This is a genomic window from Mesorhizobium sangaii (assembly GCF_014207355.1).
GTDB classification, from domain to species: Bacteria; Pseudomonadota; Alphaproteobacteria; order Rhizobiales; family Rhizobiaceae; genus Mesorhizobium; species Mesorhizobium sangaii.
The window spans coordinates 1,767,089-1,793,147 of the sequence record NZ_JACHEF010000001.1 but is presented as its reverse complement, the minus strand read 5'-3'; the positions used below and the strand labels follow the sequence as shown (position 1 = coordinate 1,793,147).

At 64.1% G+C, this 26,059-nt stretch carries 19 protein-coding genes and 1 tRNA gene; 13 read left to right on the top strand and 7 right to left on the bottom strand.

Annotated elements, in window-relative coordinates:
- Positions 1–48: 48 nt before the first annotated feature.
- Positions 49–1,902, bottom strand: coding sequence for an AsmA family protein (locus HNQ71_RS08450; protein ID WP_184872070.1), 1,854 nt, complete (start codon positions 1,900–1,902; stop codon positions 49–51).
- Positions 1,903–2,102: 200 nt separating this feature from the next.
- On the opposite strand from HNQ71_RS08450, the gene HNQ71_RS08445 reads away from it, so the two are divergent.
- Positions 2,103–4,073 (top strand): acetoacetate--CoA ligase, encoded by a 1,971-nt coding sequence (locus tag HNQ71_RS08445; RefSeq protein ID WP_184872069.1) that lies wholly within the window; start codon positions 2,103–2,105, stop codon positions 4,071–4,073.
- Positions 4,074–4,429: 356 nt separating this feature from the next.
- Here HNQ71_RS08445 and HNQ71_RS08440 read toward each other — a convergent pair whose 3' ends face one another.
- On the bottom strand, positions 4,430–8,362 hold the full coding sequence (locus HNQ71_RS08440; protein WP_184872068.1) for a PAS domain S-box protein: 3,933 nt from the start codon (positions 8,360–8,362) through the stop codon (positions 4,430–4,432).
- Between the two features lie 248 nt (positions 8,363–8,610).
- Here HNQ71_RS08440 and HNQ71_RS08435 point away from each other — a divergent pair, with 248 nt between their 5' ends.
- Positions 8,611–9,069, top strand: coding sequence for a phasin (locus tag HNQ71_RS08435; RefSeq protein WP_095088547.1), 459 nt, complete (start codon positions 8,611–8,613; stop codon positions 9,067–9,069).
- Positions 9,070–9,416: 347 nt separating this feature from the next.
- Positions 9,417–9,493: transfer RNA gene (locus HNQ71_RS08430), tRNA-His, on the top strand.
- A gap of 138 nt (positions 9,494–9,631) precedes the next feature.
- Here HNQ71_RS08430 and HNQ71_RS08425 read toward each other — a convergent pair.
- The 3 genes from HNQ71_RS08425 to HNQ71_RS08415 form a co-directional block, all read right to left on the bottom strand.
- Complete coding sequence (locus HNQ71_RS08425) at positions 9,632–9,937, bottom strand: MoaD/ThiS family protein (protein ID WP_184872067.1); 306 nt, start codon at positions 9,935–9,937, stop codon at positions 9,632–9,634.
- 5 nt (positions 9,938–9,942) lie between these two features.
- Positions 9,943–11,025, bottom strand: coding sequence for a beta propeller repeat protein (locus tag HNQ71_RS08420; RefSeq protein ID WP_184872066.1), 1,083 nt, complete (start codon positions 11,023–11,025; stop codon positions 9,943–9,945).
- A 751-nt stretch (positions 11,026–11,776) separates the two neighbouring features.
- The gene (locus HNQ71_RS08415; RefSeq protein ID WP_184872065.1) at positions 11,777–12,451 is read right to left on the bottom strand and encodes a GntR family transcriptional regulator; all 675 of its coding nucleotides are present in this window, start codon (positions 12,449–12,451) and stop codon (positions 11,777–11,779) included.
- 293 nt (positions 12,452–12,744) lie between these two features.
- Here HNQ71_RS08415 and HNQ71_RS08410 point away from each other — a divergent pair, with 293 nt between their 5' ends.
- From HNQ71_RS08410 to atzF, 8 genes are read left to right on the top strand one after another with little or no spacing between them, the layout of a single operon-like run.
- Positions 12,745–13,872, top strand: coding sequence for a BMP family ABC transporter substrate-binding protein (locus HNQ71_RS08410; protein ID WP_184872064.1), 1,128 nt, complete (start codon positions 12,745–12,747; stop codon positions 13,870–13,872).
- Between the two features lie 59 nt (positions 13,873–13,931).
- Entirely contained in the window at positions 13,932–15,020 is a 1,089-nt protein-coding gene (locus HNQ71_RS08405; RefSeq protein WP_246461383.1) for an ABC transporter permease, read from the top strand.
- Positions 15,020–15,946 carry an ABC transporter permease gene (locus HNQ71_RS08400; protein WP_184872062.1) on the top strand — a complete coding sequence of 309 codons (927 nt, stop codon included), beginning with the start codon at positions 15,020–15,022 and terminating at the stop codon, positions 15,944–15,946. The genes HNQ71_RS08405 and HNQ71_RS08400 overlap by 1 nt, the downstream gene beginning before the upstream one ends.
- A 14-nt stretch (positions 15,947–15,960) precedes the next feature.
- Positions 15,961–16,662, top strand: coding sequence for a biuret amidohydrolase (gene biuH / locus HNQ71_RS08395; protein WP_184872061.1), 702 nt, complete (start codon positions 15,961–15,963; stop codon positions 16,660–16,662).
- 9 nt (positions 16,663–16,671) lie between these two features.
- Entirely contained in the window at positions 16,672–18,201 is a 1,530-nt protein-coding gene (locus tag HNQ71_RS08390) for an ABC transporter ATP-binding protein (protein WP_184872060.1), read from the top strand.
- Positions 18,201–18,869 carry a cysteine hydrolase family protein gene (locus HNQ71_RS08385; protein WP_184872059.1) on the top strand — a complete coding sequence of 223 codons (669 nt, stop codon included), beginning with the start codon at positions 18,201–18,203 and terminating at the stop codon, positions 18,867–18,869. Before HNQ71_RS08390 ends, HNQ71_RS08385 begins: the two co-directional genes overlap by 1 nt.
- Positions 18,862–19,212: a cupin domain-containing protein gene (locus HNQ71_RS08380; RefSeq protein WP_184872058.1), complete on the top strand. Its 351-nt coding sequence runs from the start codon at positions 18,862–18,864 to the stop codon at positions 19,210–19,212. Before HNQ71_RS08385 ends, HNQ71_RS08380 begins: the two co-directional genes overlap by 8 nt.
- A complete protein-coding gene (gene atzF / locus HNQ71_RS08375; protein WP_184872057.1) occupies positions 19,209–21,011 on the top strand; it encodes an allophanate hydrolase in 1,803 nt (600 codons plus the stop codon). The genes HNQ71_RS08380 and atzF overlap by 4 nt, the downstream gene beginning before the upstream one ends.
- 230 nt (positions 21,012–21,241) lie before the next feature.
- Here the strand turns inward: atzF and HNQ71_RS08370 are convergent, their stop codons facing one another.
- A complete protein-coding gene (locus HNQ71_RS08370; protein ID WP_184872056.1) occupies positions 21,242–21,499 on the bottom strand; it encodes an MBL fold metallo-hydrolase in 258 nt (85 codons plus the stop codon).
- Positions 21,500–21,746: 247 nt separating this feature from the next.
- Positions 21,747–22,865, bottom strand: a complete 1,119-nt coding sequence (locus HNQ71_RS08365; protein WP_184872055.1) for an NAD(P)/FAD-dependent oxidoreductase — start codon at positions 22,863–22,865, stop codon at positions 21,747–21,749.
- Positions 22,866–22,981: 116 nt separating this feature from the next.
- On the opposite strand from HNQ71_RS08365, the gene HNQ71_RS08360 reads away from it, so the two are divergent.
- Together HNQ71_RS08360 and HNQ71_RS08355 are read left to right on the top strand one after the other, a co-directional pair.
- Positions 22,982–23,887 (top strand): LysR family transcriptional regulator, encoded by a 906-nt coding sequence (locus HNQ71_RS08360; RefSeq protein WP_184872054.1) that lies wholly within the window; start codon positions 22,982–22,984, stop codon positions 23,885–23,887.
- 89 nt (positions 23,888–23,976) lie between these two features.
- Positions 23,977–26,055, top strand: a complete 2,079-nt coding sequence (locus HNQ71_RS08355; protein ID WP_184872053.1) for a hydantoinase/oxoprolinase family protein — start codon at positions 23,977–23,979, stop codon at positions 26,053–26,055.
- Positions 26,056–26,059: the final 4 nt, after the last annotated feature.

Here is a 26,059-nt window from a genome sequence, read left to right as displayed (position 1 = left end):
AGCGCGCTTTTCCTAGGGATTTGCGTTAGGACAAAGCGGCGCTAAGGCCTATTCCCCTGAAACGCCGCGGCTGATCGGGGAGATGAACGGCGTGGTCCACGTCCCACCGACGAAGAACGATGCTTGGTTGGGGCCTTGCTGGCCGTTGGCCTGCGTTCCCGCCTGGTCCGGCTGGATGATTCCGCCGGACAGGGCCAATCCTCGTCCGGCGTAGGACGCGATCCCGGACAGCCAGAGCTTGTATTTCGCCGAATTGGCTTCGGCCTTGTCGATCCGCGCCACGCCCTTCGTAATGCTGGCCTTGATCTCGGCACCGTCGATCGGCAGTGTTCCGTCGGAGACGTCGTCGAGCGCGAAGAAGCCGCCTTGTTCGGTATGCTTGAGGAAAGCGGGCAGGTTGAGCTTGTTCAACGCACCCGGTCCGAAGGTTGCAGTGACCGAGCCGTCAGCATTGTCGAAGATGGAATCCCAGGTTCTGCCCGGTCCCTTGAGGATAACCGAGACCGTTCCAGTGCCGACCGGAACCAGCCGCGTCATTCCCGCCGCCGTGCCGAAGGCACCGCCGTCGATATCGGAGGCCAGCAGCCGGATCTCGACCTGCGAGCCCTCCGGCTTGCGGTCGAAGCGAAGGCTGCTCTGGATGTTGCCGCCGAAGGCCGAGGCATCCGAGATATCGAAGACGGAAAGACCATCCTTGACCTGTGCGGTGGCGGCGACGTCGGCCAGTTGGATAGGCCCCGCCGTGGCGTGCGCTGCCGACAGCCTGAGATCGAGATTGATCTTGTCGGCGAAACTTGTGTCGATGTCGCCGGGTTCCGCCCCGCCGGCCGGCGCCAGTGGCGTGAAGGCCGACAGAAACGATCTGAGGTCAAGGGTGTCGAAGGCGAGCGTGCCGGAGATCACCGGCTGCGCCTCGCCCAGCGAGAGATCCAGTGCGCCCATTCCTGGATTGTTGTCCAGCGCGATCGCGGTATTGTCGAATTTGACGCGCCCTGCCGTCGCCGTGATCTTGCTCGAAATGCTGACCGAGCCGATCGCAGCACTCGGCGCGATACCGGCCTGCGACCATTCCAGGACACGCCGCAGCGAAGGCGCCGAGAATTTCGCCTGGCCGTCGAAATAAGCGTTTTCGGACATGCTGGCCGTGCCGTCGAACGAGAAGGTCGCGGGTGCCGCCTTGAAGGACAGCGTGAGCGGTGCCGTACCGCCGGCAAACAGCACAAGCGGCTTCGGCGAGGCGACGTCCAGCGCGACGCTTTCGCCGCGCCAGATCCCTGTTGCCGACAGCGTCGCATTGCTGTTCATCGCCGCCCAATTCGCCTGGCCGGACAGGCTGCTCAGGATCTCGACGTCCTTGCCGGCGATGGACGCCACCATGCGGCCGTCGCGGAACTCCACCGTGCCGAACGTGTCGGCCGGAAGCTTGTCGAGGTCGGGCTTGGCGGGGTCGGCATTGACCACGCCGCGCGCCGTGTCGATGGAACGCGTGATGCGCCCGCCTGTCGGGACGGCAGGCAGGAACAAGCCGGCCGGTGTTCGCTCAACCCGGATCGTCGGCCGCACCAGCCGCGCCGTCGAAAACTCCACGTCGCCGCGCAAGGCCGCCATGGCGGAAAGGTCAACCTCGACCCGTTCTGCCTCGACCACCGGCGGCGCCTCGGTATCGGTCCATTGCGAAAGCGTCACATCGGTCAGGATCGCGCGGAATTTCGGCCAGACCTCGATGCGCGGCGAGCCGTCGATGGCGACCCGGAAGCCGCTCCACGCACTCATCTCCCAGGCGATGCGGTCGCGCACGATCCGGGTGGAGGCGATCAACGGCAGCGCGGCCACGACCAGCGCGATGACGAGCACGGCAGTGCCGATCGCCCATATTCCGCGCCGGATCAAAGATGATGGCATATCGCCCCGTATGTTTCCATTCCGACAAAAATCGCCTGACGGGTGTAACCCCAGTCGTCACTACGACTTAGGGCTGAGGCATTTCAAGTCTTTATGGCCCGGCGATGGCATTTGCGCACATCTGGTCTCACTGACCGAACAAAATCTTGCTCTGCTGCGCTGCGATATGCATAAGCGGTGGCGACCGCGGAGGAACGATCATGGCTGCCGAAGTACCGCTCTGGACCCCGACACAAGACCAGATTGATGCAGCACCCTTGACCGCTTTCATGAAGGCCGCGGCAGTGAAAGCCGGCGTAGCGTTTTCTTCGTATTCGGAGCTTCACCGCTGGTCAGTCGAGGACCGCGAAGGGTTCTGGAGCCTGGTCTGGGATTTCAGCGGCATCGTCGGCGACAAGGGGACCAATGGGGGCGAGCGCGTGCTCGTCGACGGCGACAGGATGCCTGGTGCCTCCTTCTTGCCCGACGCGACGCTGAATTTCGCCGAGAATCTGCTGAAGAAGACCGGCGCTGGTGAGGCAATCGTGTTTCGCGGCGAGGACAAGGTCGAGCGCCGGCTGTCGTGGAACGAACTGCGGGCGCTGACCTCGCGGCTGCAGCAGCTTTTCCTGTCGCTCAAGGTGAAGAAGGGCGACCGCATCGCGGCGATGATGCCCAACATGCCGGAGACCGTTGCCGCCATGCTGGCTGCCGCGTCGATCGGTGCTGTCTGGTCGTCCTGCTCTCCCGATTTCGGCGAGCAGGGCGTGCTCGACCGCTTCGGCCAGATCGAGCCGGTCGTCTTCATCGCGCCTGATGGCTACTGGTACAATGGCAAGGCTATCGAGGTCGCCGACAAGATCGCCGCGGTTGCGGCCAAGCTTGGCACGGTGCGCAAGGTTCTGGTCGTCGACTATCTCGGCACCTCGAGCGATGTCGCTGATATCATCGACAAGGCCGTGGCGCTGGAAGAGGCGCTTTCGCCCTTCGCCGTCAAGCCGGTCACCTTCGAGCGCCTGCCGTTCGCGCATCCGCTCTACATCCTGTTCTCGTCGGGAACGACCGGCATTCCCAAATGCATCGTCCATTCGGCCGGCGGCACGCTGATCCAGCATGTCAAGGAACATCGGCTGCATGCCGGTCTCACCGACGGCGACCGCTTCTTCTACTTCACCACCTGCGGCTGGATGATGTGGAACTGGCTGGTGTCGGGGCTCGCCTCGGGCGCGACGCTGCTGCTCTATGACGGCTCGCCATTCTACCCAAACGGCAACGTGCTGTTCGACTTCGCCGATGCCGAGAAGATGACCTTTTTCGGCACCTCGGCCAAGTTCATCGATTCCGTGCGCAAGGCCGCTCTCAAGCCGATCCGCACGCATGACCTGTCGAGCGTGCGGGCGATTTCTTCCACCGGGTCGCCGCTGTCACCGGAGGATTTCCGCTTCGTCTATGACGGCATCAAGAAAGACGTGCATCTGGCGTCGGTCTCCGGCGGCACCGACATCGTGTCCTGCTTCGTGCTCGGCGTCCCGACGCAACCGGTGTGGACCGGCGAGATCCAGGGACCAGGCCTTGGCCTTGCCGTCGATGTCTGGGACGACGACGGCAAGCCGATCAGCCAGCAGAAGGGCGAGCTTGTCTGCACCAAGGCATTTCCGTCGATGCCGATCGGCTTCTGGAACGATCCCGAGGGCAAGAAATACCAGGCAGCCTATTTCGAGCGTTTCGACAATGTCTGGTGCCATGGCGATTTCGCCGAATGGACCGTGCATGGCGGCATGATCATCCACGGCCGCTCCGACGCGACGCTCAATCCGGGCGGCGTACGCATCGGCACGGCGGAGATCTACAACCAGGTCGAGCAGATGCCGGAAATCCTCGAAGCGCTGTGCATCGGCCAGGATTTCGACAACGACGTGCGCGTCGTGCTGTTCGTGCGGCTTGCGGCCGACGTCAAACTGGATGACGATCTGGAAAAGCGCATCCGCTCCAAGATCCGCAGCGGGGCGAGCCCGCGTCACGTGCCGGCCAAGATCGTCGCCGTCACCGACATCCCGCGCACCAAGTCCGGCAAGATCACCGAGCTTGCGGTGCGCGACGTCGTCCACGGTCGCGCCATCAAGAACAAGGAGGCGCTCGCCAACCCCGAGGCGCTGGAGCTGTTCAGGAACCTGCCGCAGCTGGCAGAGTGACCGGGCCGGCATGGTTAACCAAATATGTCGCGAGAATTTACCTAGATTTCATGAGTGGTACACATTCGTAAACTTTCCGCGGCGCCGGTAAGGAGTTGTTAAGGGCCGGCGTCGATAGTCGCACGTAACTTGAGGGAGAAATCCCGTTCCTCTGCCCCCGGAGGATCTGAATTCGCTCAAGCCCCGTTGTGACAGCAATCCCATCTCTTAAGGCGTCCTCTTGGGCGCCTTTTCTTTTTCTGATGCATGTTGCCCAAAAGTTGGTCCAGGTTTTGGGAGAACGACATGCATAAGCGCATCGCCTGAATCCGATCAGACGCCATGCGCTTGAGGCCGGACTGCTTTCCGGAATTGCTCTATTCGGCGAGCACGCGGGTCGACGGAAACGCGACCTCGACCAGGGTGCCTTCACCCGGTGTCGAGTTGATGGTGAACCTGGCGCGGTTGGCTTCCACCATCGCCTTGGTCAGTGGCAATCCGAGGCCGGTGCCGTCGCCGCGTCCCCGCTTCAGCGCGTTGATCTGCTTGAACGGCTTCAGTGCCTGCTCGATCTCGGCGTGGCTCATGCCGATGCCGGTGTCGCGCACCCGCATGACGACGTCGCCCGATGTCTCATAGGCGGTCGAGACGATCACCTGGCCGCCGGCCTGCGTGTAGCGAATGGCATTCGACAGAATGTTGAGCGCGATCTGGCGCACGCTGCGCAGGTCGGCCACCACTTCCGGCAGCCGCGACGCGAAGCTGGAGCGGATGATGACGCGCTCGCGGTTGGCCTGCGGCTGCATCATCGCCACCGTCTCGGCCAGCGTGTCGTTGAGCGACACCGCCTCGTAGGCCATCTCCTGCTGGCCGGCCTCGATCTTCGAGATGTCGAGCAGGTCGTTGACGAGGTCGAGCACATGGTTGCCGGAGCGATTGATGTCGCGCAGATAGTCGCGGTAGCGGTCATTGGCGACAGGTCCGAACTTCTCGTCGACCATCAGTTCGGAAAAGCCGATGATGGCGTTGAGCGGCGTGCGGATCTCGTGGCTGATGCGGGCGAGGAAATCGGTCTTTTGCGAGGAGGCACGCTCTGCCACCGCGCGTGCCTGGGTCAGGTCCTCTTCGGCCCGTTTCCATTGCGTGATGTCACGAACGACGGCACAGAAGCCGCTGTCGTTGGGCAGCCTGCCGATGGTCATGAACAGCGGGATGAAGCGCCCCTGCGCCTCGCGCCCGATCACCTCGCGGCCGTCATTCATCACGCTCGCCACGCCGGGCTCGGACAGTCCGTTGAGGTAGTCGCGCGCCGCGCGCTGGCTTTCGATCGCAAACAGCGAGGCGAACGGCTTGCCGGTCACTTCGTCGCTGTCGAAACCGAACAGCGCTTCGGCCGGCCGGCTGATCGAGCGGATGTTGCCGTCACGGCCGATCAGCACGACGCCGTCAGTGGCGGTGTCGATGATGGTGCGCATCTCGGCGATGCGTGCCTTGAGCTCGGGAATGTCGGGCTGCGTCTGCTCGTCGCCAACCACGTGCAGGGCCACCGGCGTGTCGTCCCCGCCGGTGCGGCGCACGACCAGCATCAACGCTTTGCCGTCGCGCCAGGGGACGGAGCGCAAGATGGCCTCGATCGGGAATTCCTGCCGATCGCGCGTCTTCAGTCGCAACGCTTGATCGGTGCCGTCGAAGGTGCCATCGTCGGCGTAGGGGTCTGCAAACAGCGCGCCGAGGCCGCCGGCATCCGCCAGGTCGTCGAGCGCCTCATAGCCGGTCAGGTTGAGGAATTCCTCGTTCGCATAGTGCAAATGGTCGCCGGAATGGATGAGCAGCGGCACCGGCAGCTTGCTCAGAAGCGAGGTATCGGGAGCCTTGTGCTCATCTCCGGCCGAAAAAGCCGACGGCATGAACCCTTCGACCTTGAGCGGCGGCACATTAAGGCGCGGGCGATCGACGCGCACGGCGGCGCCGCTTGCGCCGGCGGTTTCCGCGACGGACGCAACCGCTTGCCGGTCAGGGGCCGCGGCTTCCTGGTCGGGCTGCGCCCAATCTTCACTATCCTCGGCATCGCGAAAATCCGCCGATGTCATGCTGTCGTCATCGACGGTGTCATGTGTCGCAACGGCGGCAGCCGGTTCTTCGCCGGTGGCGACGGACTTGGTGATCTCTGGTTGCGCCGCCACCGGTTCGGAAACCGGGGCCTTGTCACTGCTGTGCGCGACAGGACCGCGTTCGTCATCACGGTCGGCATAATCGAGCAACGAGCCCGGCCGGGTGTCGGCGGGTTCCTCGTTACCGGCTTCGTCCGGGTGACCGCCGTCAAGCCGCGCCAGATCCTCTTCGTCCTCGGCATCGACATCCGTCTCGGATGGCTTGACCGGCATCGTTTCGGTCTTTGGCTGCTCGCCGGCAAGCGTCGGCTCTTCGTGCGAGGCCACATCCGGTGTTGACGGAATCTCGCCGACTGCCGGCGCCGTCGGCACCTCCGTCGCGGCTTCGGCAGGTGTCGCGGCCGCCTGTCCCCTGGGGTTGCTGGGCTTCTCGGCCTCCGGCGGCTCGACCGGGGAACTGTCTTTCTTCAGCCGCTCGCCGATCTCGCGGAACGCGCTGCGCTCCAGCGTCGACAGGCCCTTGTCGTTGGCTGGCTGGCGATGTTCGGCCAGCCGGATCACCTTGTCGGCAAAGCGCCGCTCCGGTTTCGGCACGATGGTCAGCGCCGGCACCTCGCCCTTGAACGGGTCCGAAGCCTTCGGCGCTTCAGCATTCGGCTGTTCAGCTACGGGTTCGACAGCTTGCGGCTCCAGCGTCGCCGGGGCCTTGCCGTTGGGCACAAGCGCCATGCCGATGGCTTCCGGATCGACGACCGCGTCACTGGCCCGGGCAACACCGAAGCCACGGAAGCCTTCAAAAGCACGGCTGCGGCCATAGACAGGCAGCGCCGCGAGGTCGACAGGGATCTTCAAATCGGATCCGGCTACCGGCCACAGCACGGAGCGGCCGGACCAGGTATCGCGCCGTTCCAGCAAGCCGGCGATCTCGCCGGAGGGATCGAGGCCGAAAGTGGCCGCCACATCCCTGAAGCGGCGGCCGATCACGTCGGCGGCCGGCTTGCCGACGATGTCGGCGAATTCCGGAGACAGTGTGCTGAACTTGCCTTCGGCATCGGTGCGCCAGACGAAGCGCAGTGGCGCTGCCGTGCGGTCGATCGACCGCACGACCGGGCGTTCGACAGGGGCGGCGGCCTTGGTCTCGCGCTGCGTCGGGTTTTCCACCGCACCCGCCGCGACGGCGGCAGGGGACTCAACCGGCTCGGCTGCAGCGGCCCGGTCGGCCCGCCTGTCTTCTTCACCGGCATTGAAGTACCAGTGATCGTGCTGCGCTGGCGTAGTGGCGGCGGTCGCCGGGTCGTTATCCGCCGCCTTCGCAGGCTGCCCCGCTGGATTGGCATTCTCAGACGCTGCCGGCATAGGGATGATCTCGGCGGCTTCCGGAACGCTCGGTCCGTGCACGGCGGGGTGTTCGATGCCGATTGCCGGTCTGTTGTCCTGGCCCGGTTCCGGCTGGGCAATCGCGCTTTCCGCAGCCGCGCTTTCGACTTGGGCAGGCGCTTGCGCGTCCGCGACGCTGTCGTCAACAGCGGACATGTCGTCGAGTTGGTCCTCGTCGATCACCACCAGCAGATGCCGTTCCTCGGTCAATCTGGCCAGGCCTGCCGGATAGGAGGTCGCGCCACCAGGGACGAGGCGCTTGACGATGCGGTCGCTCTCATCCGCGACGTCGGCAACCAGCGCCGCCAGCGTCTCCGGCAAGATGCCGAGTGCCGAAAATCCTTCCGAGGCCGCCTCGACATTGCCCCTGGCATCGACAAAGGCGATGAAATGGCCGTCTTCGGTAAAGCCGCCGATGGCGCGAGCGGCGATTTCGCCGGTGCTGCGCGAGCCCGTCTGCGCTGCCGGCACGGTCAGCATGATCGCCTTTTCGGCGTCCGGCATGATCACTGCACTGGCCAGGAAACCGACGGCACGGCTGCTCATGCCAGTTGCCAGCCGCACTGTGATGGCACGGTCGCCGCCGATCTCGGGAAATCCGATGGTCGCCATGATCTGGCGTCTGGCGATCAACGGCAGTTGCGCGGAGGCGCCGATGATCGCCTCGATGTCCGGGTAGCCGAACACTGCGGCTCCTGGTCCATTGGCCCAGATCACCTGCTCCAGATCCGTCGAAAGAATGGCGATCGCGTCGCCGGCGGCAAAACGCTGGCGGACCGCATCGAGCACGGCGACGTCGAGGAAGGAATATTCGGACGGCATGCGCTTGGCGAACCCTCACGGAGCGGCAAATTGCGGTTAACGCTTTGTTAATAAAAGCCGGCGGCGCGAAGGTCCACAAGCCAGAACGTGCAAAGGCTGGAATCTGGGCTCTTGGTTAACGGCCCAAAAGAAATTTATGGTGCACTGCAACAAAGATATTGCAATGCACAAAATTTGCCTTTATATTGCCATCATACAGGAACGAGACGGCTTTCTGTCAAAGCCGCTGACGCTGAAAAGGATGGAAAATGTCCAGGACCAAAACTGCCGACACGATCGAAAACGTTGAATTCCCGAGCTTCGACGCTTCCAAGGCCACCGACCAGATGCGCGCTTTCGCCGAAAAGGGCGTTGAGCAGTCGAAGGAAGCCTACGCCAAGCTGAAGACCGGCGCCGAGGAGACCCAGAAGGCTCTGGAGTCGACCTACGAGACCGCCAAGACCGTTTCGAGCGATCTGTCGCTCAAGACCATTTCCGCTCTCCGCGCCAATGCCGAGGCTGGTTTCTCGCATCTCGAAGCCCTGATCGGCGCCAAGTCGCTGTCGGAAGTCGTCGAGCTGCAGACCGCCTTCCTGCGCAAGCGCGTCGAAATGACCGTCGAGCAGGCCAAGGACTTCCAGACCGTCGCCTCCAAGGCGGCCGAGGACGTCTCCAAGCCGATCAAGACCGCCTTCGAGAAGGCGATGAAGGAAATCAAGGTTGCCTAACATTTGCGCATGATCTGAAGATGCAACAAAAGGTCGCATTTTCTTAAAAACGATCACGCGTATAATGGTAGCCATCAAGCAATACCCGGCGAGTGGAACCTCCTCCCTCTGCTCCCGGGGTGACCAGCCAGCACCTCCTCCCGCTGGCTCGTAACAGGAAAAGGCCGGCACCTCCTCCCGCCGGCCTTTTTCTTTGCCCGGCGAAAAGTCGATGCTGTTTGTGGGCAAGCGACCTTTGCCTAGCAAAAGTCTTGAAATAAGATCCATTAGCCCGTAAGGACGCATCGCCGAACGACGGAGCGGATCACGGAAAGCAAACTTTCCACCTGGTCCGGCTCGGTGAACGTGCCGTTGTAGCTCAGATGGTTAGAGCGCCGGATTGTGGATCCGGAGGTCGCTGGTTCGATCCCAGCCAACGGTACCATCGGCTTTCTAAAGGATTGAATTCAATATAGAATTTTCTGCCGCTAAAGGCTGGCGCTGCGGAGTTTTTTTGCTGTTCTGCGGCAGAAAGGCAATGTCCGGGCGGGGCGCAATCAGCGTAAGTAGACCGTCCCGAAACTTACCCTCCGCTGATCGCCATGATGACGAACACCTTCGTCCCTGGTTCGAGCCGCGTATCAAGCTTGGCGCGCTCGCCGTCGATGAAGACGTTGATGTGCTTCCTGATCGCTGGCGTCGAGTCGCAGAGCCGATCGCGCATTCCCGGCCATCGACGGTCGAACTCGTCCATCATCTCGTCCACCGTTGATGCCGACATCTTCACCGAGCGTGTCGAGCCCGGGAACAGGTCGACCAGCACGCCGGGCAGTCTCACGGTGATTGCAACGGCCTGAGCGGGTCGCGGGTGACGCGTATCGTTCGGCACGGTCCTTACCTCTCGACCACCATTGTCTCGACCGAGGTGATGACGGGCAGATGCTCGGCGATAGATTCAAAGCTATCGCCCTCGTCGGCGCTGGCAAATACCGTGCCGCTCGATGTGCCGAAATAGACGCCGACCGGCTCCAGCCGGTCCGTCGCCATCGCTTGCCTCAGCACGCCGAAATAGGCGTTTTGCTGCGGCAGGCCTTCGCGCAGGCCCTGCCAGGTCTTGCCCGCGTCGCGCGTGCGCCATACCGCGGCTTTCGCATCGGGCACGTAGCGGCCCGCCGTGTCGCCGTTGAGGGGGATCATGAAGGCCGTGTCGGGGTCGCTCGCGTGGGCCGCCACCGGGAAGCCGAAGCTCGACGGCAGGCCCTTCTCTATGCTCTGCCAGTTCTTACCGCCGTCGTCCGAGCGGTACATGCCGCAATGGTTCTGCTGGTAGAGTCGGTCAGGCCTCCCTGCAGCCATGACGAGATTGTGCACGCACTGGCCGAACTCCGGATAATTCTCACCCTCTGGTAGGAAATCGGCACGGGTCCCTTTGTTGCGGGGCTCCCATGTCCTGCCGCTGTCCGACGTGTGGAACACGCCGGCCGCCGAGATGCCGATCCACATCTGGTTCTCGTCGTTCGGGTGAAGCACGAGCGAATGCAGGATCAGGCCGGCGCCGCCGGGGGTCCACTGTGGCCGTGACGGATGTTTTTGCAGCCCTTCAACATGCTGCCAGGTCTCACCGCGATCGTCGGAACGGAACAGGCCGGCAGGCTGTACGCCGGCATAGAGGCTGCCGTTCTTCGCCGCGACGGTCCACACCGCCTTGATCGGCTCGGCGCCCCCCTCATAGGCGAGCCCCTTGCTCGAATGGGTCCAACTCGCGCCGAGATCTGTCGATTTCCAGACCGCCGGGCCGAACCATTCATTGCCGCCGCCGCCAAAGATCGTGCCCGTCGCCGGATTGCCGACAACATGGTTCATCGGCCATGTTGCGCAGAACGGACCTTTAAGGCCCCACGATTTGCGCCCGGAATCACTTTCTAGGGTGAAAGCACCTTTGCGGGTGCCGATGAGAACGAGCACATGCTTCGCCACGATCAGGTCCTCTTGCCTGCGACAGGTCTGCCCCCTCGACCTGTCGTTTTTTCTTCGTTGGCACTCGCTGCCAGATGAGGAACGTTACGCCCAAAAGCAATAACGTCAACATGCCGCCACCGAGCCCTGTTTTCAACCTCGCCGCAACCGCGATCAGGCGCTTTTGATGGTGTCTCTGTTGCGCCGTCCAATCAGCGGTTGGCCTAGACACTAGGACCAAGACAAGACGCCAGAGCCATGTCCTTCGACACCGACGAGGCTTAGTTATTTTCCGGTTTGCCCCACTTGCTCAAGAGCGCCACGGATCACTCCATCTGTAGGGCTTGGCAATAGGCCCTCCCGTCCGGTTCCAGCTGGTGGTCGCCAGTGGGCATCACACCCGCGAAACTTGGGCGCGCCGCAAGAACAGCTGCGTGCGCTGCGGTCGAGAAGCTGATCAGGTTCATTCCTCCTTATTGTCCTCGGGTTCGCCAGACCATTTGAGAACATATGAAGGATATGGCTTGGCGAACCACCGCTAACTGTTTGTTTTGTTGAAGAGGCGACGTCCCTCCTCGACTAAAATAATCGTTGTCTGCCAATAGGTTACGAAGCGGTTCGCCAAAGTTGAGTCAAGGAGCTGGTCCAGCCACTCGCCGATCGCATTTAACTTCTACGGATGGCAGCTTTGGGTCGCATCAGGTCGTTGGAGTGAACTTTGCACTGCCTGGAAGCGACATCGTCTGCGGGCATTCGGGCTGTCCGGAAATTTTCAGGCCACGTCCCGGCGAATTGGCTTGCGATCATCAGCCGCGAACACCGCGCTCGCCTCGCTGACGATAGAGACATGGTCCCTGGCGGCCTTGCCTGCTGCCACGCTGTCTCCGCGCATGATTGCGGTGACGATTAGGTCGTGTTCCTGCCAGGATTTGGCCAGCCGTCCGGGCAGCATGAACTGCGCGCGGCGGAAGGGTGCCAACCGGCTGCGGGTCATCACGGTGAGATCGTGGATATGCGTATTGTGGGCGCCACGATAAAGCCGGCTATGGAACTCGTGGTTGAAATACTCATAGTCCTCCTTGGCGCCCAGCTGCACCATCCGCGCCGAAGCCTGGTGCTCGATCTCGAGCCGGCGACGCTCGTTGCTGGTCATGCGCTCGGCCGAGAAGCGCGCGCAGATCGCTTCCAGTTCGGCCATGCTCTCGAATATCGAGGCGAGATGCTCCTGCGTCACGACGGCAACGATAGCGCCCCTGTTGGGCCGCCTCTCGACCAGGCCCATGGCGCTGAGCTGGCCGAGCGCCTCCCTGACCGGGGTGCGTGATACGTCAAAGCGGGCGGCGAGCGAGGTCTCGTCCAGCTTTTCGCCGGGGCGCAAGTAGCCGGTGACGATCCGGTCGCCGATCGCCCTGACCATCTGATCCACGGTCGTGCCCGACCTGATCAAGCTGCGCTTCCCCGACAAGTTTCCTCCGTCACGTCTTCTCGTGGAGTCGGCCGACTCGTTGGCCTTTCAATTCCGATATGCCCTCTATGCCTCTATTTTAATCTGCCTGTCAAACTGGCTACTTTCAAGGCAAAAAGTGCATGCAATTGCCTCCAGTATGGGCACAGGCCTTCGATCTGATAACTGATTTTATTGGATAAATTTCAAATCACAAACTGGCATGCTGATTGCATGCACTTTCTTGACGGCATGTTAACCGACCCGGAAAAGGGTCCTAAAGGGGAGCATTCACTATGACCGACAGATTCATGCTTAACCGCCGCCAACTGCTCAAAACCTCCGCCGCCGGAGCCGCACTCGGCCTGGCCTCGGCATCCTTTCCGATCAGCCGTGCCTTCGCCGCCGCCGCCACCGTCGGCTTCATCTATGTCGGCCCGAAGGACGACTATGGCTACAACCAGGCGCATGCCGAGGGGGCGGCGTCGCTGAAGGGCATCGAAGGCATCTCAGTCGTCGAGGAGGAAAACGTTCCCGAGACGGTCGACGTCCAGAAAACGATGGAATCGATGATCAACCTCGATGGCGCCTCGCTGATCTTCCCGACCTCCTTCGGCTATTTCGATCCGCACATGCTGGCCATGTGCGCGAAATTCCCCGACGTGCAGTTCCGCCATTGCGGAGGCATGTGGAACAAGGACAAGCACCCGATGAATGCCGGTTCCTATTTCGGCTATATCGGCATGGGCCAGTATCTCAACGGCGTCGTCGCCGGCCACACCTCGAAGAGCAAGAAGCTCGGCTTCGTCGCCGCCAAGCCGATCCCACAGGTGCTGCTCAATATCAATTCCTTCCTGCTCGGCGCGCGCTCGGTCGACCCGACCATCACCTGCCAGGTCATCTTCACCGGCGAGTGGTCGCTGGCGGTCAAGGAGGCGGAAGCCACCAACGCGCTGGTCGACCAGGGCGCCGACGTCATCACCTGCCATGTCGACAGCCCGAAAGTGGTGGTCGAGACGGCGGCCGGCCGCGGCGCTTTCGTCTGCGGCTATCACGCCAACCAGAGCCCGCTGGCGCCGGAAAAATACCTCACCGGGGCTGAGTGGAACTGGGCCAAGGTCTACAAGATGTTCGTCGACGACCTCGTCGCCGGCGCGCCGCTGCCAAATTTCACCCGCGGCGGACTGGCCGACGGCTTCGTCAAGATGAGCCCGCTCGGTCCCGCCGTCGGCGAGGCGGCCCGCAAGCAATTCGACGCCACCCTGGCCGAAATGATGAAGGGCGGCTTCTCGGTCATCAAGGGTCCGCTGAAGAGCAACAAGGGCGCCGTCGTGGCGACGGAAGGGCAGGCCTTCGTCGAGACCGCCATCGAACTCGAAAGCATGGACTATCTCGTCGAAGGCGTCGTCGGCTCGACCGCCTGAAGCTGAGCGCGGAGACGGCGACCATGACGGATACGGTCAGCAGTGCGGAGGCGCCGGCCATGCTCGGCGCTAGGGGATATCCGGCGGCGCTCGAATGGATCGCCAGGCGGGCGGAAGCTTTCGTGATTCCGCTCGCGGCGCTGGTCGTCGGCATGGTCCTGTTCAGCCTGTTCATTGCGTTGGTCGGCAAGTCGCCGGTCCAGCTCTATGAAACCATGTGGCGCGGCGGCTTCGGCTCGTGGTTCTCGATCCAGAACTCGCTGTCGCGAGGAGCACCCTTGCTGCTTGCGGCGCTCTGCGTGGCGCTGCCGGCGCGGCTCGGCCTCGTCGTCATCGGCGGCGAGGGCGCCATCGTTCTCGGCGGCGTCGCCGCCGCCGCCACCGGCGTGGCGCTAAGCGGCGCGCCATCATCAATCGTCATTCTTGCCATGGGCGTGGCGGGCATGGCCGCCGGCGGCATCTGGATAGGTGCCGTCGGCGCGCTCCGCCACTACCGGGCCGTCAACGAAACGATCTCCAGCCTGCTGATGGCCTACATCGCCATCGCCCTGATGAACCAGCTGGTCGAAGGGCCGCTGCGCGACCCGGCCTCGCTCAACAAGCCGTCGACGCAGCCACTGGCGGACATCTACCGCATCGGCAACATTCCGGGCATGGAGGTGCATTGGGGGCTTGCCGTCGGCGTCGTCGCCTGCGTTCTCTCGTGGGTGCTGATCGAAAAGACCCGCTGGGGCTTTGCCGCCCGCATCGCCGGCGGCAATGTCAGGGCAGCGCAGGTTCAGGGCCTGGCGGTCGGGCCGCTCATCGTCGGCTTTACCACGCTTGCGGGCGGCTTTGCCGGGCTGGCCGGCATGTTGGAAGTCGCCGCCGTCCAGGGCAGCGCCAACGCTTCGCTCGCCGCCGGTTATGGCTACACCGGCATCCTCGTCGCCTTCCTCGCCCGCCACAACCCGTTGGCCATCATCCCGGTCGCCATCCTGCTTGGCGGCATCGACGCGTCCGGCGGGCTGATCCAGCGTCGCATGGACCTGCCCGACGCCACCGTGCTTGTGCTGCAAGGCATGCTGTTCATCGTCATCCTGTTCAGCGAAACCTTGTACGGCCGCTTCAAGGCCTTCAATCCCGATTTGTGGCAGAGGGCCTCCTGATGGACGCGACCGAGATCGGCCTCTGGGGCGTGCCGCTCGCCATCCTCGGCGGCGCCATCCGCGTGTCGACGCCCTTCATCTTTGTCTCTCTGGGCGAGGCCATCACCGAGCGGTCCGGTCGCATCAATCTGGGGCTCGAAGGCACCCTCGTCTTCGGCGCCATGACCGCATATGCGGTCGCGGTCATGACCAACTCGCCGTGGCTCGGCCTGCTGGCCGCCGCGGCCGCCGGCCTTTGCTTCGGCCTGTTCCATGGCTGGATCTGCAAATTTCCGAAAGTCAACGACATCGCCATCGGCATCGCGCTGATGCTGTTCGGCTCGGGGCTCGCCTTCTTCTTCGGCAAGCCGTTCATCAAGCCGAAGGCGCCCAACCTTCCGGCCATTCCGTTCGGCGCCTGGTCCGACATTCCGCAGGTGCAGGCGGCACTCGACGTCAACGTCCTGTTCCTGATCGGGGCGGCACTTTCGCTCGTCCTGTGGTGGGCATTCCGCAACACCCGCGCCGGCCTCATCGTGCGCGTCGTCGGCGACAGTTCCGACGCCGCGCGCGCCATGGGCCTCAACCCGAACACAGTGCGCCTCCTCGCCACCGGCGTCGGCGGCGCGCTGGCCGGCATCGGCGGCGCCTATCTGTCGCTCTACTACCCCGGCAGCTGGACCGAGCGTATCTCGTCGGGGCAGGGGCTGATGGCAGTGGCTCTGGTCATCTTCGCACGCTGGAATCCGCTCGGCTGCTTTGCCGCCGCCCTTCTGTTCGGCGGCGCCGGAGCGCTCGGACCGGCGCTGCAGTCGGTCGGCGTCACGCAAGGCTACTACCTGTTCTACGCCGCTCCCTACATCCTCACCTTAATCATCATGATCGCCACCTCGTCGCCGACCCGTTCGCTTGCCGGGGCGCCAGGCGAATTGTCGATCACCAAATGACTGGAGTTTTTGCCATGAACGCCAGAGCCGAAATCACCCAGCGCTATATCGACGCCGACCCGTATCCATGGCCCTACAATGGCGAACTTCGCCCCGACAACACGGCGTTGATCATCATCGACATGCAGACCGATTTCTGCGGACCGGGCGGCTATGTCGACCATATGGGCTACGACCTGTCGCTGGTGCGCGCGCCCATCGAGCCGATCAAGTCTGTGCTGTCGGCCATGCGCGCGAAAGGCTACACCATCATCCACACACGCGAGGGCCACCGGCCCGATCTCGCCGACCTGCCGGCCAACAAGCGCTGGCGCTCGCGCCGCATCAATGCCGGCATCGGCGACCCCGGCCCTTGTGGGCGCATCCTGGTGCGCGGCGAGCCGGGCTGGGACATCATCCCCGACCTCTATCCGGCCGAAGGCGAGCCGATCATCGACAAGCCCGGCAAGGGTTCGTTCTGCGCCACCGACCTCGAGCTGATCCTCAACCAGCGCGGCATCGAAAACATCGTGCTCACAGGCATCACCACCGACGTCTGCGTGCACACCACCATGCGCGAGGCCAACGACCGCGGCTTCGAATGCGTGATGCTGGAGGATTGCTGCGGGGCGACCGACTACGGCAACCATCTGGCGGCCATCAAGATGATCAAGATGCAGGGCGGCGTCTTCGGCGCGGTGTCGAGCTCGGCGTCCTTCGTCGCCCAATTGCCGTGAGGTTCGACCATGCATGAGGGCAGCAGAAAAGCCGTCGGCGTCGAGACCATCGGCATGACCATGCGTTTCGGCGCCTTCACGGCGCTGGGCGACGTCTCCATCAAGGTGCCGACCGGCTCCTTCCACGCACTGCTCGGCGAGAACGGCGCCGGCAAGTCGACGCTGGTCAAATGCATGATGGGTTTTTATCACCCGACCTCCGGCGACATCCTCGTCGATGGCCGGGAGGTGGCGATCGCCAGCCCGCGCGATGCCTCGGCACTTGGGCTCGGCATGGTCTACCAGCATTTCACGCTGGTGCCCTCGCTGACGGGCGCGGAGAACCTCGTTATCTCGCGCGAAAAGGTGCCCGGCATCATCGACTGGCGCAAGGAGCGCGGCGAGCTTGCCGTGTTCATGGAGCGCATGCCGTTCAAGCTGCCACTTGACGTCAAGGTGGCCGAGCTCGCCGCCGGCGAGAAGCAGAAGCTCGAAATCGTCAAGCAGCTCTATCTCGGCCGCTCCTTCCTGGTGCTGGACGAGCCGACCTCGGTGCTGACGCCTGGCGAAGCCCAGGAGGTCCTGGGGCTGGTGCGCGGTATGACCAAGGCGGGCGACCTCACCGTGCTGATGATCTCGCACAAATTCCATGAGGTCACTGCCTTCGCCGATGATGTCAGCGTGCTGCGCAAGGGCAAGCTGACGGGAACCGGCCGCGTCGCCGACCTCGATCACAAGGCGATGGCGGCGATGATGATCGGCGACCAGCCGATCGCGGCACTCGACAGCCGCGCCGCACCGAAACCCGATGCCGAGATCGTGCTCAAGGTCAAATCGCTGAAGGCGCCGGATCGAACCGGGCTGAAGTCGATCCGCATCGAGGATCTCGGCGTGCATTCGGGCGAGATCGTCGGCATCGCCGGCATTTCCGGCAATGGCCAGAAGGAGTTTCTGGAAGTGCTGGCCGGCCAGCGGCCGCGCGACGCTGGGGAGGTGCTGGTGCGCGGCTCCACCTATGCGGCGACGCGCGCCGAGGCGCGTGCGCTCAACGTCCGCCTCATCCCGGAGGAGCCGCTGAAGAACGCCTGTGCGCCGAAGATGACGGTGGCCGAGAACATCTCCTTCCGCACCTTCGACATTGACAGCAACGGCAAACCGGTGAGCTGGATCAGTGCCAGCGCCATCAGGGCCTTCAGTGCCAGGCTGGTCGAGCAGTTCAAGGTCAAGACCGCATCGCTTGCCTCGCCGATCGCCTCGCTGTCGGGCGGCAATGTGCAGCGTGCCGTGCTTGCCCGCGAGCTAACCGGCGAGGTCGACCTGCTGATCGTCTCCAACCCGTGCTTCGGCCTCGACTTCTCGGCCGTGGCCGAAATCCGCGCCCGCATCATGAAGGCGCGCAATGCGGGTGCCGCAGTGCTTCTGATGTCGGAGGATCTAGACGAACTGCTCGAGCTCTCGGACCGCATCTTCGTCATGTCCGACGGCGCGCTGGTCTACGAAACGTCGATCGCGCAGGCCAGCGTCCAAACCATCGGCGAGCATATGGCGGGACATCACTAATGGCGGAAATCGCAGCGCAGCCATTTCCGTTCGCCTTCAAGCCGCGGACCATGGCGCTGGTCGTCATCGATATGCAGCGCGACTTCGCCGAGCCTGGTGGCTTCGGCGCCAGCCTCGGCAACGATGTCAGCCGGGTGACAGCGATCGTGCCGACGGTGAAGCGGCTGATCGAGGGGTTCCGTGCCGCCGGCCTACCGGTGATCCACACGATGGAGTGCCACCGGGCCGACCTGTCCGACCTGCCGCCGTCTAAACGCAGCCGCGGCAATCCGTCGATCCGCATCGGCGATGTTGGGCCGATGGGCCGCGTGCTGATCGTTGGCGAGCCGGGCACAGCGATCCTCGACGAACTCGCGCCACTGCCCGGCGAGATCGTCATCGAGAAGCCGGGCAAGGGCGCCTTCTATGCCACCTCTTTCGGCGAAGACCTGAAAAGGCTCGGCGCCGAGCAGCTGGTCTTTGCCGGCGTCACCACCGAAGTCTGCGTGCAGACGACGATGCGCGAGGCCAACGATCGCGGCTATGAGTGCCTGCTCGCCGAGGACGCGACGGAAAGCTACTTTCCCGAGTTCAAGACGGCGGCGATCGCCATGATCAGGGCGCAGGGCGCCATCGTCGGCTGGACGGCGACGACCGACCAGGTGCTCGAGGGAATTGCCAATGCCTAATCTTGCCTTTGCCGGCCTGCTCGACGGCGGCTGGCGTGATCTGGCGTACGAACATTTCCGCGACGGCATCAGCGTGCACTGGCTGCTGAAGGGCGGGCCGGTCGAGCCGTCGGTCGCGATCCTGAAATACCTGCCCGGCGCTCGCGTGCCGCGCCACCGCCATGTCGGGCTGGAGACCATCGTCGTGCTCGAGGGGACGCAAAGCGACGAGAATGGCGATTATCCGGCCGGCAGCGTAGTCTTGAACCCGGTCGGGACCGAGCATTCGGTGTGGACGAAGGGGGGCTGCGTCGTGCTGATCCAATGGGACCTGCCGGTGATCATTCTGGGGCAGACCAAATGAGCGAGATCCGCTTCGACATCGGCAGTTTGCACGCGGCCTATCGGGACGGCGTCGGCGTTGGCGATGTGATCGCGACGATTTACGCCCGCATCGAGACCGCCGATGATCCGGGCATCTTCATCCATCTCGCCGCCAGGGCGGATCTGCTTGCCGCGGCCGAAGCGCTCGGGCCGTTCGATCCGGTAACCAAGCCGCTGTGGGGCGTGCCCGTCGCCGTCAAGGACAACATCGATGTCGCCGGCATGCCGACCACTGCGGCCTGCGCCGAATATGCCTACATGCCCCAGGTGGACGCCACCGTGGTGGCCCGGCTCAACGCTGCCGGCGCGCTGGTGGTCGGCAAGACCAATCTGGATCAGTTCGCCACCGGCCTTGTCGGCGTGCGCACACCGTACCCGATCCCGAGGAACGCCATCGATGCCAGTCTGGTGCCCGGCGGCTCCTCGTCGGGGTCGGCGGTGGCGACGGCGCGCGGCATCGTCTCTTTCGCGCTCGGCACCGACACGGCAGGCTCCGGCCGCATCCCCGCCGGCCTCAACAACATCGTCGGGCTGAAGCCGACCGTCGGTGCGTTGTCGACGGGCGGCGTCGTGCCGGCCTGCCGCACGCTCGACTGCGTGTCGGTGTTCGCGCTGACCGTCGACGACGCCTATGCAGTGTTCTCCGTCGCAGCAGCGCGCGATGCGGCCGATCCCTATTCGCGCGACATCGCCGTCCAGCCGCTCGCCGCACGCCCGCCGGTGCTGAGCGTCGGCATCCCGGCAAAGGCCGACCTGAAATTCTTCGGCGATGCGGCGATGCAGGCCGGCTTCGAGGCCTCGCTCGCCATGCTGTCGTGGCTCGGCTGCCGGCTGGTCGAAATCCCGTTCGGCGATTTCTACGCCACCGCTAACCTGCTCTATGAGGGCGCCTGGGTGGCCGAGCGCTATGCGGCGATAGCCGATTTTATGGAGGCCAACGAGGCGGCCATGCATCCGGTGACGCGCAAGATCATCGGCGGCGCCAGGAAGCTGTCGGCGGCGGACGCCTTCCGCGGCCTCTATGCCTTGCAGGCCTACCGGGCCAAGCTCACCCCGGTCATCGCCTCGGTCGACCTGTTCTGCGTGCCGACCGCGCCGACGCATTACACCACCGTCGCCGTGCTCGCCGATCCGGTCGAAACCAACAGTCTGCTTGGCACCTACACCAATTTCGTCAACCTGCTCGATATGTGCGGCATTGCCGTACCGACTGGCACGCGCGATGACGGCCTGCCGATGAGCGTGACGCTACTTGCGGCCGCCGGACTGGACGGCCTTGTGGCGTCCGTCGCGCGCGATCTCCATGCCGCGAGCGGTCTCACCCTCGGCGCGACCGGCTGGCGGCAGCCGAGCGCGCAGCCTGTCGGCGCATCGGCCGAAGACGGCACGATCGAATTGGTGGTGGTCGGCGCTCACCTCTCGGGAATGCCGCTCAATGGCCAGCTCAGGGAGGCTGGTGCCCGGTTCTGCCGGGCGATGAGGACGGCCTCTTCATACAAGCTTTATGAGCTCGCGGGCCAAGCCACGCCCAAGCCGGGACTGGTCCGTGTCGGAAACGGCGGCACTGCGATCGAGGTGGAGGTCTGGCGGCTCCCTGCCGACGCTTTCGGTCACTTTGTGGCCGCCATCCCGCCGCCTCTGGGCATTGGCAGTGTAGAACTTGATGACGGCAGCATCGCCAAAGGGTTTTTGGTGGAATCCGTGGGCTTGCTAGGCGCTTCTGACATCTCGTCATTCGGCGGCTGGCGCCGCTTTTTGTCAGATCGCGTTCCCGTTTGAACACTTCGTCAACGCACTTTGCGAAGGCAAGAGCGGCTGGGGTCCCGACCGAGGTAGGTTGAATTGGCGCATGCCTCGCACGCTCGTTCATCGCAGCGCCTTAGGTCGTGACCGTGCCGATCTCGGCGCTTCGCCGAACGATCATTAGGATCATGCCCGCACAGATTCCTGGCGTCGTCGTGGACTGCCGGAATGTGCCGCCGGATCCAACCGCGACGGCATCGATGTGATCAGCTCAACGGGTGGGCAAGGGTCACAATATCCTCGACATCCTGGCGGCTGGGCGCAAAGCGCTTGAGCACCAGCGGATCGTGCCCTGGCACGATGTGAGTGGGCGAACTGGCAAGCTGCTTCATCCGTTCCACCCCGAAAATCACATCGCTCAGCGGATCGAAGACCGGAAAGGGCTTCTCGCGCTCCATATTGGCATAGAAATGGGCAGCATCGGAGGCGATAACGACCGCGCCATTTTCTGTTTCGACGCTCATGACCTGTAGCCCACGCGGGTGGGGGTGGCTTGGGCGGTCACCGGAGTCAGACAAACGCCATCAGTGCTACCTATTGTGATACAAAAACAGGGCGCGGCGCTGGGTTGACAGCCAAAAGCATCAGCGGGGGAGCCGGCGTTCGCGCGGGAAAGTGGCAGCACGATCGCATATATGACAAGTTTGATCACAGCGCGGTGCGATCCCGTCTGCCGCCAAAGCTCACCACGCCTCTGTCCTTTGCTGCTCTTTAGGCTGCGCGGGCGAAGCGATCGACCCTGAAATCGTCCAGCAGTGTTTCGCAACAGTCGGTCATGATGAGTTCGGCCATGGCGTCGCCCACACCCGGGCCGAGCTGGAAGCCATGTCCGCTGAAGCCGAAGGCGTGGAACAGGCCTGGCGTCGTCGCCGAGCGCCCCATGACCGGCAGCATGTCGCGCACATAGCCCTCGCAGCCGGACCATGTACGGATGATCGCGACTTGCGCGATTGCCGGCAGCAGCCGCGCGACGGCGCGCAATTGCAGGGGAAGGCGCATAGGATCGGCGGTCGCATGGCCGGGATCCAGGTTAACCGCCACCCTTTCGGCCGCGCCGCCGAAGACGATGTTGCCCCGCTCGACCTGGCGCAGATAGGCGCCATAGTCCTTGTCGCGCGTCCAGATGCCGACCACCGGCAGGATCCGATGCGGCAGCGGCTCGGTCACGCCCATCTGCGGGCCGTAGGCGTCGAGCGGGATCACTTCGCCGAACTGCGCGGCGATGCGCGCGCCCCAAGCTCCGGCGGTGTTGAGCAGGCAGCCGGCGGCGAATGTACCTTTTGAACTGGCGACAAGGAAACCGGAGCCCGTGCTGGTGATCTTCCCGACTTCAGCTCCCTCGACGATTTCCGCGCCCAGCTTGCGGGCTGCCTCGGCAAAGGCAGGTGCGATCAGCCGTGGATTGCCGCTGCCATCTTGCGGCGAGAACGACGCCGCGATCGCTTCTGGACCGAGGCCGGGAAAGCGGGCACGAATCTCGCGCGGGCCGAGTTCCTCCAGTTCAAGCCCCCAAGGGCGCGCTGCCTCGGCATAGGCCCGCATGTCGGCGAGACCGCCTTCATCGAAGATCAACCTGATATGACCGGTGGCGCGGAATTCCACGTCGCGGCCAAGCATTCTTTCGGCCTCGCCCCACAGCTTGAGCGAGCGATGGGCCAACGGAAGCTGAGACGGATGACGCCCCGTGCGCCGGATGTTGCCGAAGGAGGCAACGGTCGCTCCGGTACCGATCCGGTTGCGCTCGAGAAGCGTCACGCGTGCGCCGCGCCTGGCAAGGAAATAGGCCGAAGCCGTCCCCATCAGGCCGCCGCCCAACACGATCACATCCATAGTCGTTCCTTAGCGCAGAGCAGTTGATCCCTGGATGTATCCATCTTGTCTGCGCCCCGGCATTGCGTCAAAGATGGGTTTGGGCAAGACCCATAAGCTTTACCTATGGAGTGGCAATGCGGGCCCGGCAGCTCGAAGTGTTCATCGCCGTCATGCGCGCGGGCACCGTGACCGCCGCGGCGCGGATGTTGAACATCTCCCAGCCTGCGCTCAGCCAGATACTGCTCCACACCGAGGACGAACTCGGCTTCACGCTGTTCGAGAGGGTGAAGGGCCGGCTGCGGCCGACCCCTGAGGCGCTGGAGATCTTCGCCGATGCCGAGAGGCTGTCGGCGGGGCTCGAGGGCTTGCGCCGCAAGACCACCGACCTACGTCTGGGTCGAACTGGGCTGGTCCGGGTCGCGGCTTCGCCACCGCCGGCCATGGCGATATTGCCTCGTGCGTTCACCGGATTCCGGGCGCAGCATCCCGATATTTTGCTGCGTTCCCATATGGCGCCGATCGCCGCCATCATCGACATGCTGCGCGCCGGCGATGCCAGCCTCGGCGTGGCCATGGACGACCGTCTGCCTCCAGATATCGAGGCGGAGGTTATCGGGAGCGTCGGCTTTTCATGCCTGCTGCCCGCCGGGCATGTGTTAGCCGGGAAAGCCGAGCTGACGCTCGCCGATCTCGCCGGGGAAGAGTTGATATCCTATCGCGGAAACACCCGTCCCGCCGACGAACTGGCCCATGCGGCCCGCGCGCAGGGTGTGGCGCTTTCGCCGTCGCTCGAGATCGACGTGTCCATCTCCGCTATCGGCTTCGTCCAGGCCGGTCTGGGTATCGGCCTCGTCGATGCGTTGCTGCCCTGGCACCAGTTTGCCGGGCTTGCCGTCAGGCCGCTTGCAAATGGGCCGGAATTTCCGATCGCGCTGCTGACCTCGCGCACACGGCCACTTTCGCGGGCCGATGAGATGATGCGCGAGCAAATCCGTGCGGCCTGTTCCGCGATCCTCGGCGAACATCGCGCCAAAGCATAAGCAAGACTTATATCCTTGCCTCTCATCCATCTTGGACCCCGACTGTCCGCTCGTGCCAGTTTTGGTCGGCAGACAGGAAGGGACGCATCATGGACAGTGCCATCGCGGTAAATGGGACGCGGAAAGAGGCCGACTGGAAGGTCGGCGTCGATATCGGCGGGACATTCATCGATTTCTGCGCGCTTGAAGCCCGTTCAGGTCGCGTCGCCTCGCTGAAAGTGCTGACGACGCCGGAAGATCCGGGCGCCGAGCTGATGACGGGCCTCACCCTTCTGGCTGAACGCGAAGGCTTTGATCCTACGCACATGACGCGCTTCGTGCATGGCACGACCGTCGGCATCAACACGATCATCCAGCGCAAGGGTGCGCCGCTGGCGCTGTTCACCAATGCCGGTTTCGAGGACGTGATCGAACTCGCACGGCTGCGAATGCCGGACATGTATTCGCTGTTCTGCGCGCGGCCGGACCCGCTGATCTCGCGCGACATGGTGTTCGGCATTCCGGTCCGCATGCGTGCCGATGGAAGCGAATCCCAGGCACCGGACATGGCGGCGGTGGCCAGCGCGGTGGCGGCGGCGAAAGCGAACGGGGCGCAGGGGATCATCGTCTCCTTCCTCCATTCATGGCGGAATGCCGCGCAGGAAGCCTCCGTCAAGGCGACGATCGCGCGTCTTGCGCCCGACCTCTTCGTGTTCTCCTCGGCCGAGGTGTGGCCGGTCATCCGCGAATACGAGCGCAGCTCGACCGCCATTCTCAATGGCTATGTCCATCCGCGCGTCTCGTCCTATCTGACGGCGCTGGAAGAGCGGCTGAAGGACCACGGTGTGCCGGCCCGCCCGATGCTGACGAAGTCGAACGGCGGGCTGATGAACGCTGCCGAAGGCAGGCGCGCCTGCGTCAACATGCTGCTGTCGGGAACGGCCTCCGGCGTCATCGGCGCCTCATGGCTGGCGCGCCGGGCCGGAGAGGACAAGGTTCTTACCCTCGACATTGGCGGGACCTCGGCCGACTTCGCGCTCATCATCGACGGCGAGGCGCAGTTCGGGACAGGCGAACTGATCGGCGAGTTTCCGCTCCATATCCCCTCCGTGTCGGTGAGCTCGATCGGCGTCGGCGGCGGCTCGATCGCCAGTGTCGACGCACAGGGGGTGCTGCGGGTCGGGCCGGAGTCGGCCGGTTCGACGCCAGGACCCGCATGCTACGGCCGTGGCGGCGAACGGGCGACGGTGACGGACGCCATGGTGGTGTGTGGATGGCTTGGTCACAGCGAGATGGCCTACGGCCAGCTCAGGATCGATACGGGGCTGGCGCATCGCGCGGTCGGAGAGCTTGCCGCCCGGCTCGGCCGCCCGATCGAGCAGACCGCGCAGGCGATCCTCGACATTGCGATCTCGGAGATGTTCGTCGAGGTCGAGAAACTCGCCTCGCGCGCCGGCGTGGACTTGCGCGATTTCACGCTGATGCCCTTCGGCGGCGGCGGCCCGATGCTAGGCGCCTTCCTTGCCCGCGAACTCGGGATGAAGCGTGTCATGGCGCCCCGCCGTCCCGGCGTGGTGTCGGCGCTGGGCGGGCTCGTGGCGGATCTGCGCGGCGACTTCATCCGCACCATCTTCAGCCCGCTGTCGGACATCTCGCTTGCCGGAATTCGCGGCGCCTTCGAGGCCCTCGCACAAGAGGGTCGCGACTGGGTCGAGGCGCAGGGGCATGAGGGGGCGGCCGAACTCAACCTATCCTGCGACATGCGCTATGTCGGGCAGAGTTATGAGATCGAGGTCGTCCTTCATCCGGAATGGCTGACGGACGGCAATGCGGCCGCCGTCGCGCAAGCCTTCCACCTCACCCATGAGCAGCTCTACGATTTCCACGACCCGGACGGCGAGATTGAACTCGTGAATGTCCGGCTGTCCGCAGTGGGCGCGGGGCCGAAACTTTCCTTCCCGGAGAGCAACGAGATCGGCGCTGCCGCCATCCCGGCGCGCCGGATCCCGGTCTACACGGGCGTGGCCGTCGAGACCATCGACCTCCACGACCGGCAAGCCCTCGTGCCGGGCAGTACGTTCCACGGGCCTGCCGTGGTCGTTCAGGAAGACACCACCTTCGCCATTCCCGCTGGAGCGCAGGCACGGGTCGACCGCCATCTCAACCTTCTGCTGACCTTCGCGGAGTGACGCC

Excerpts from the sequence above, each read along its gene's own strand:
- HNQ71_RS08410 (WP_184872064.1), top strand. The coding sequence starts at position 12,745 with ATGACCGACAGATTCATGCTTAACCGCCGCCAACTGCTCAAAACCTCC.
- HNQ71_RS08450 (WP_184872070.1), bottom strand. The coding sequence starts at position 1,902 with ATGCCATCATCTTTGATCCGGCGCGGAATATGGGCGATCGGCACTGCC.
- HNQ71_RS08405 (WP_246461383.1), top strand. The coding sequence starts at position 13,932 with ATGCTCGGCGCTAGGGGATATCCGGCGGCGCTCGAATGGATCGCCAGG.
- HNQ71_RS08380 (WP_184872058.1), top strand. The coding sequence starts at position 18,862 with ATGCCTAATCTTGCCTTTGCCGGCCTGCTCGACGGCGGCTGGCGTGAT.
- atzF (WP_184872057.1), top strand. The coding sequence starts at position 19,209 with ATGAGCGAGATCCGCTTCGACATCGGCAGTTTGCACGCGGCCTATCGG.
- biuH (WP_184872061.1), top strand. The coding sequence starts at position 15,961 with ATGAACGCCAGAGCCGAAATCACCCAGCGCTATATCGACGCCGACCCG.
- HNQ71_RS08370 (WP_184872056.1), bottom strand. The coding sequence starts at position 21,499 with ATGAGCGTCGAAACAGAAAATGGCGCGGTCGTTATCGCCTCCGATGCT.
- HNQ71_RS08365 (WP_184872055.1), bottom strand. The coding sequence starts at position 22,865 with ATGGATGTGATCGTGTTGGGCGGCGGCCTGATGGGGACGGCTTCGGCC.
- HNQ71_RS08400 (WP_184872062.1), top strand. The coding sequence starts at position 15,020 with ATGGACGCGACCGAGATCGGCCTCTGGGGCGTGCCGCTCGCCATCCTC.
- HNQ71_RS08435 (WP_095088547.1), top strand. The coding sequence starts at position 8,611 with ATGTCCAGGACCAAAACTGCCGACACGATCGAAAACGTTGAATTCCCG.
- HNQ71_RS08445 (WP_184872069.1), top strand. The coding sequence starts at position 2,103 with ATGGCTGCCGAAGTACCGCTCTGGACCCCGACACAAGACCAGATTGAT.
- HNQ71_RS08360 (WP_184872054.1), top strand. The coding sequence starts at position 22,982 with ATGCGGGCCCGGCAGCTCGAAGTGTTCATCGCCGTCATGCGCGCGGGC.
- HNQ71_RS08385 (WP_184872059.1), top strand. The coding sequence starts at position 18,201 with ATGGCGGAAATCGCAGCGCAGCCATTTCCGTTCGCCTTCAAGCCGCGG.
- HNQ71_RS08390 (WP_184872060.1), top strand. The coding sequence starts at position 16,672 with ATGCATGAGGGCAGCAGAAAAGCCGTCGGCGTCGAGACCATCGGCATG.
- HNQ71_RS08355 (WP_184872053.1), top strand. The coding sequence starts at position 23,977 with ATGGACAGTGCCATCGCGGTAAATGGGACGCGGAAAGAGGCCGACTGG.
- HNQ71_RS08440 (WP_184872068.1), bottom strand. The coding sequence starts at position 8,362 with ATGCCGTCCGAATATTCCTTCCTCGACGTCGCCGTGCTCGATGCGGTC.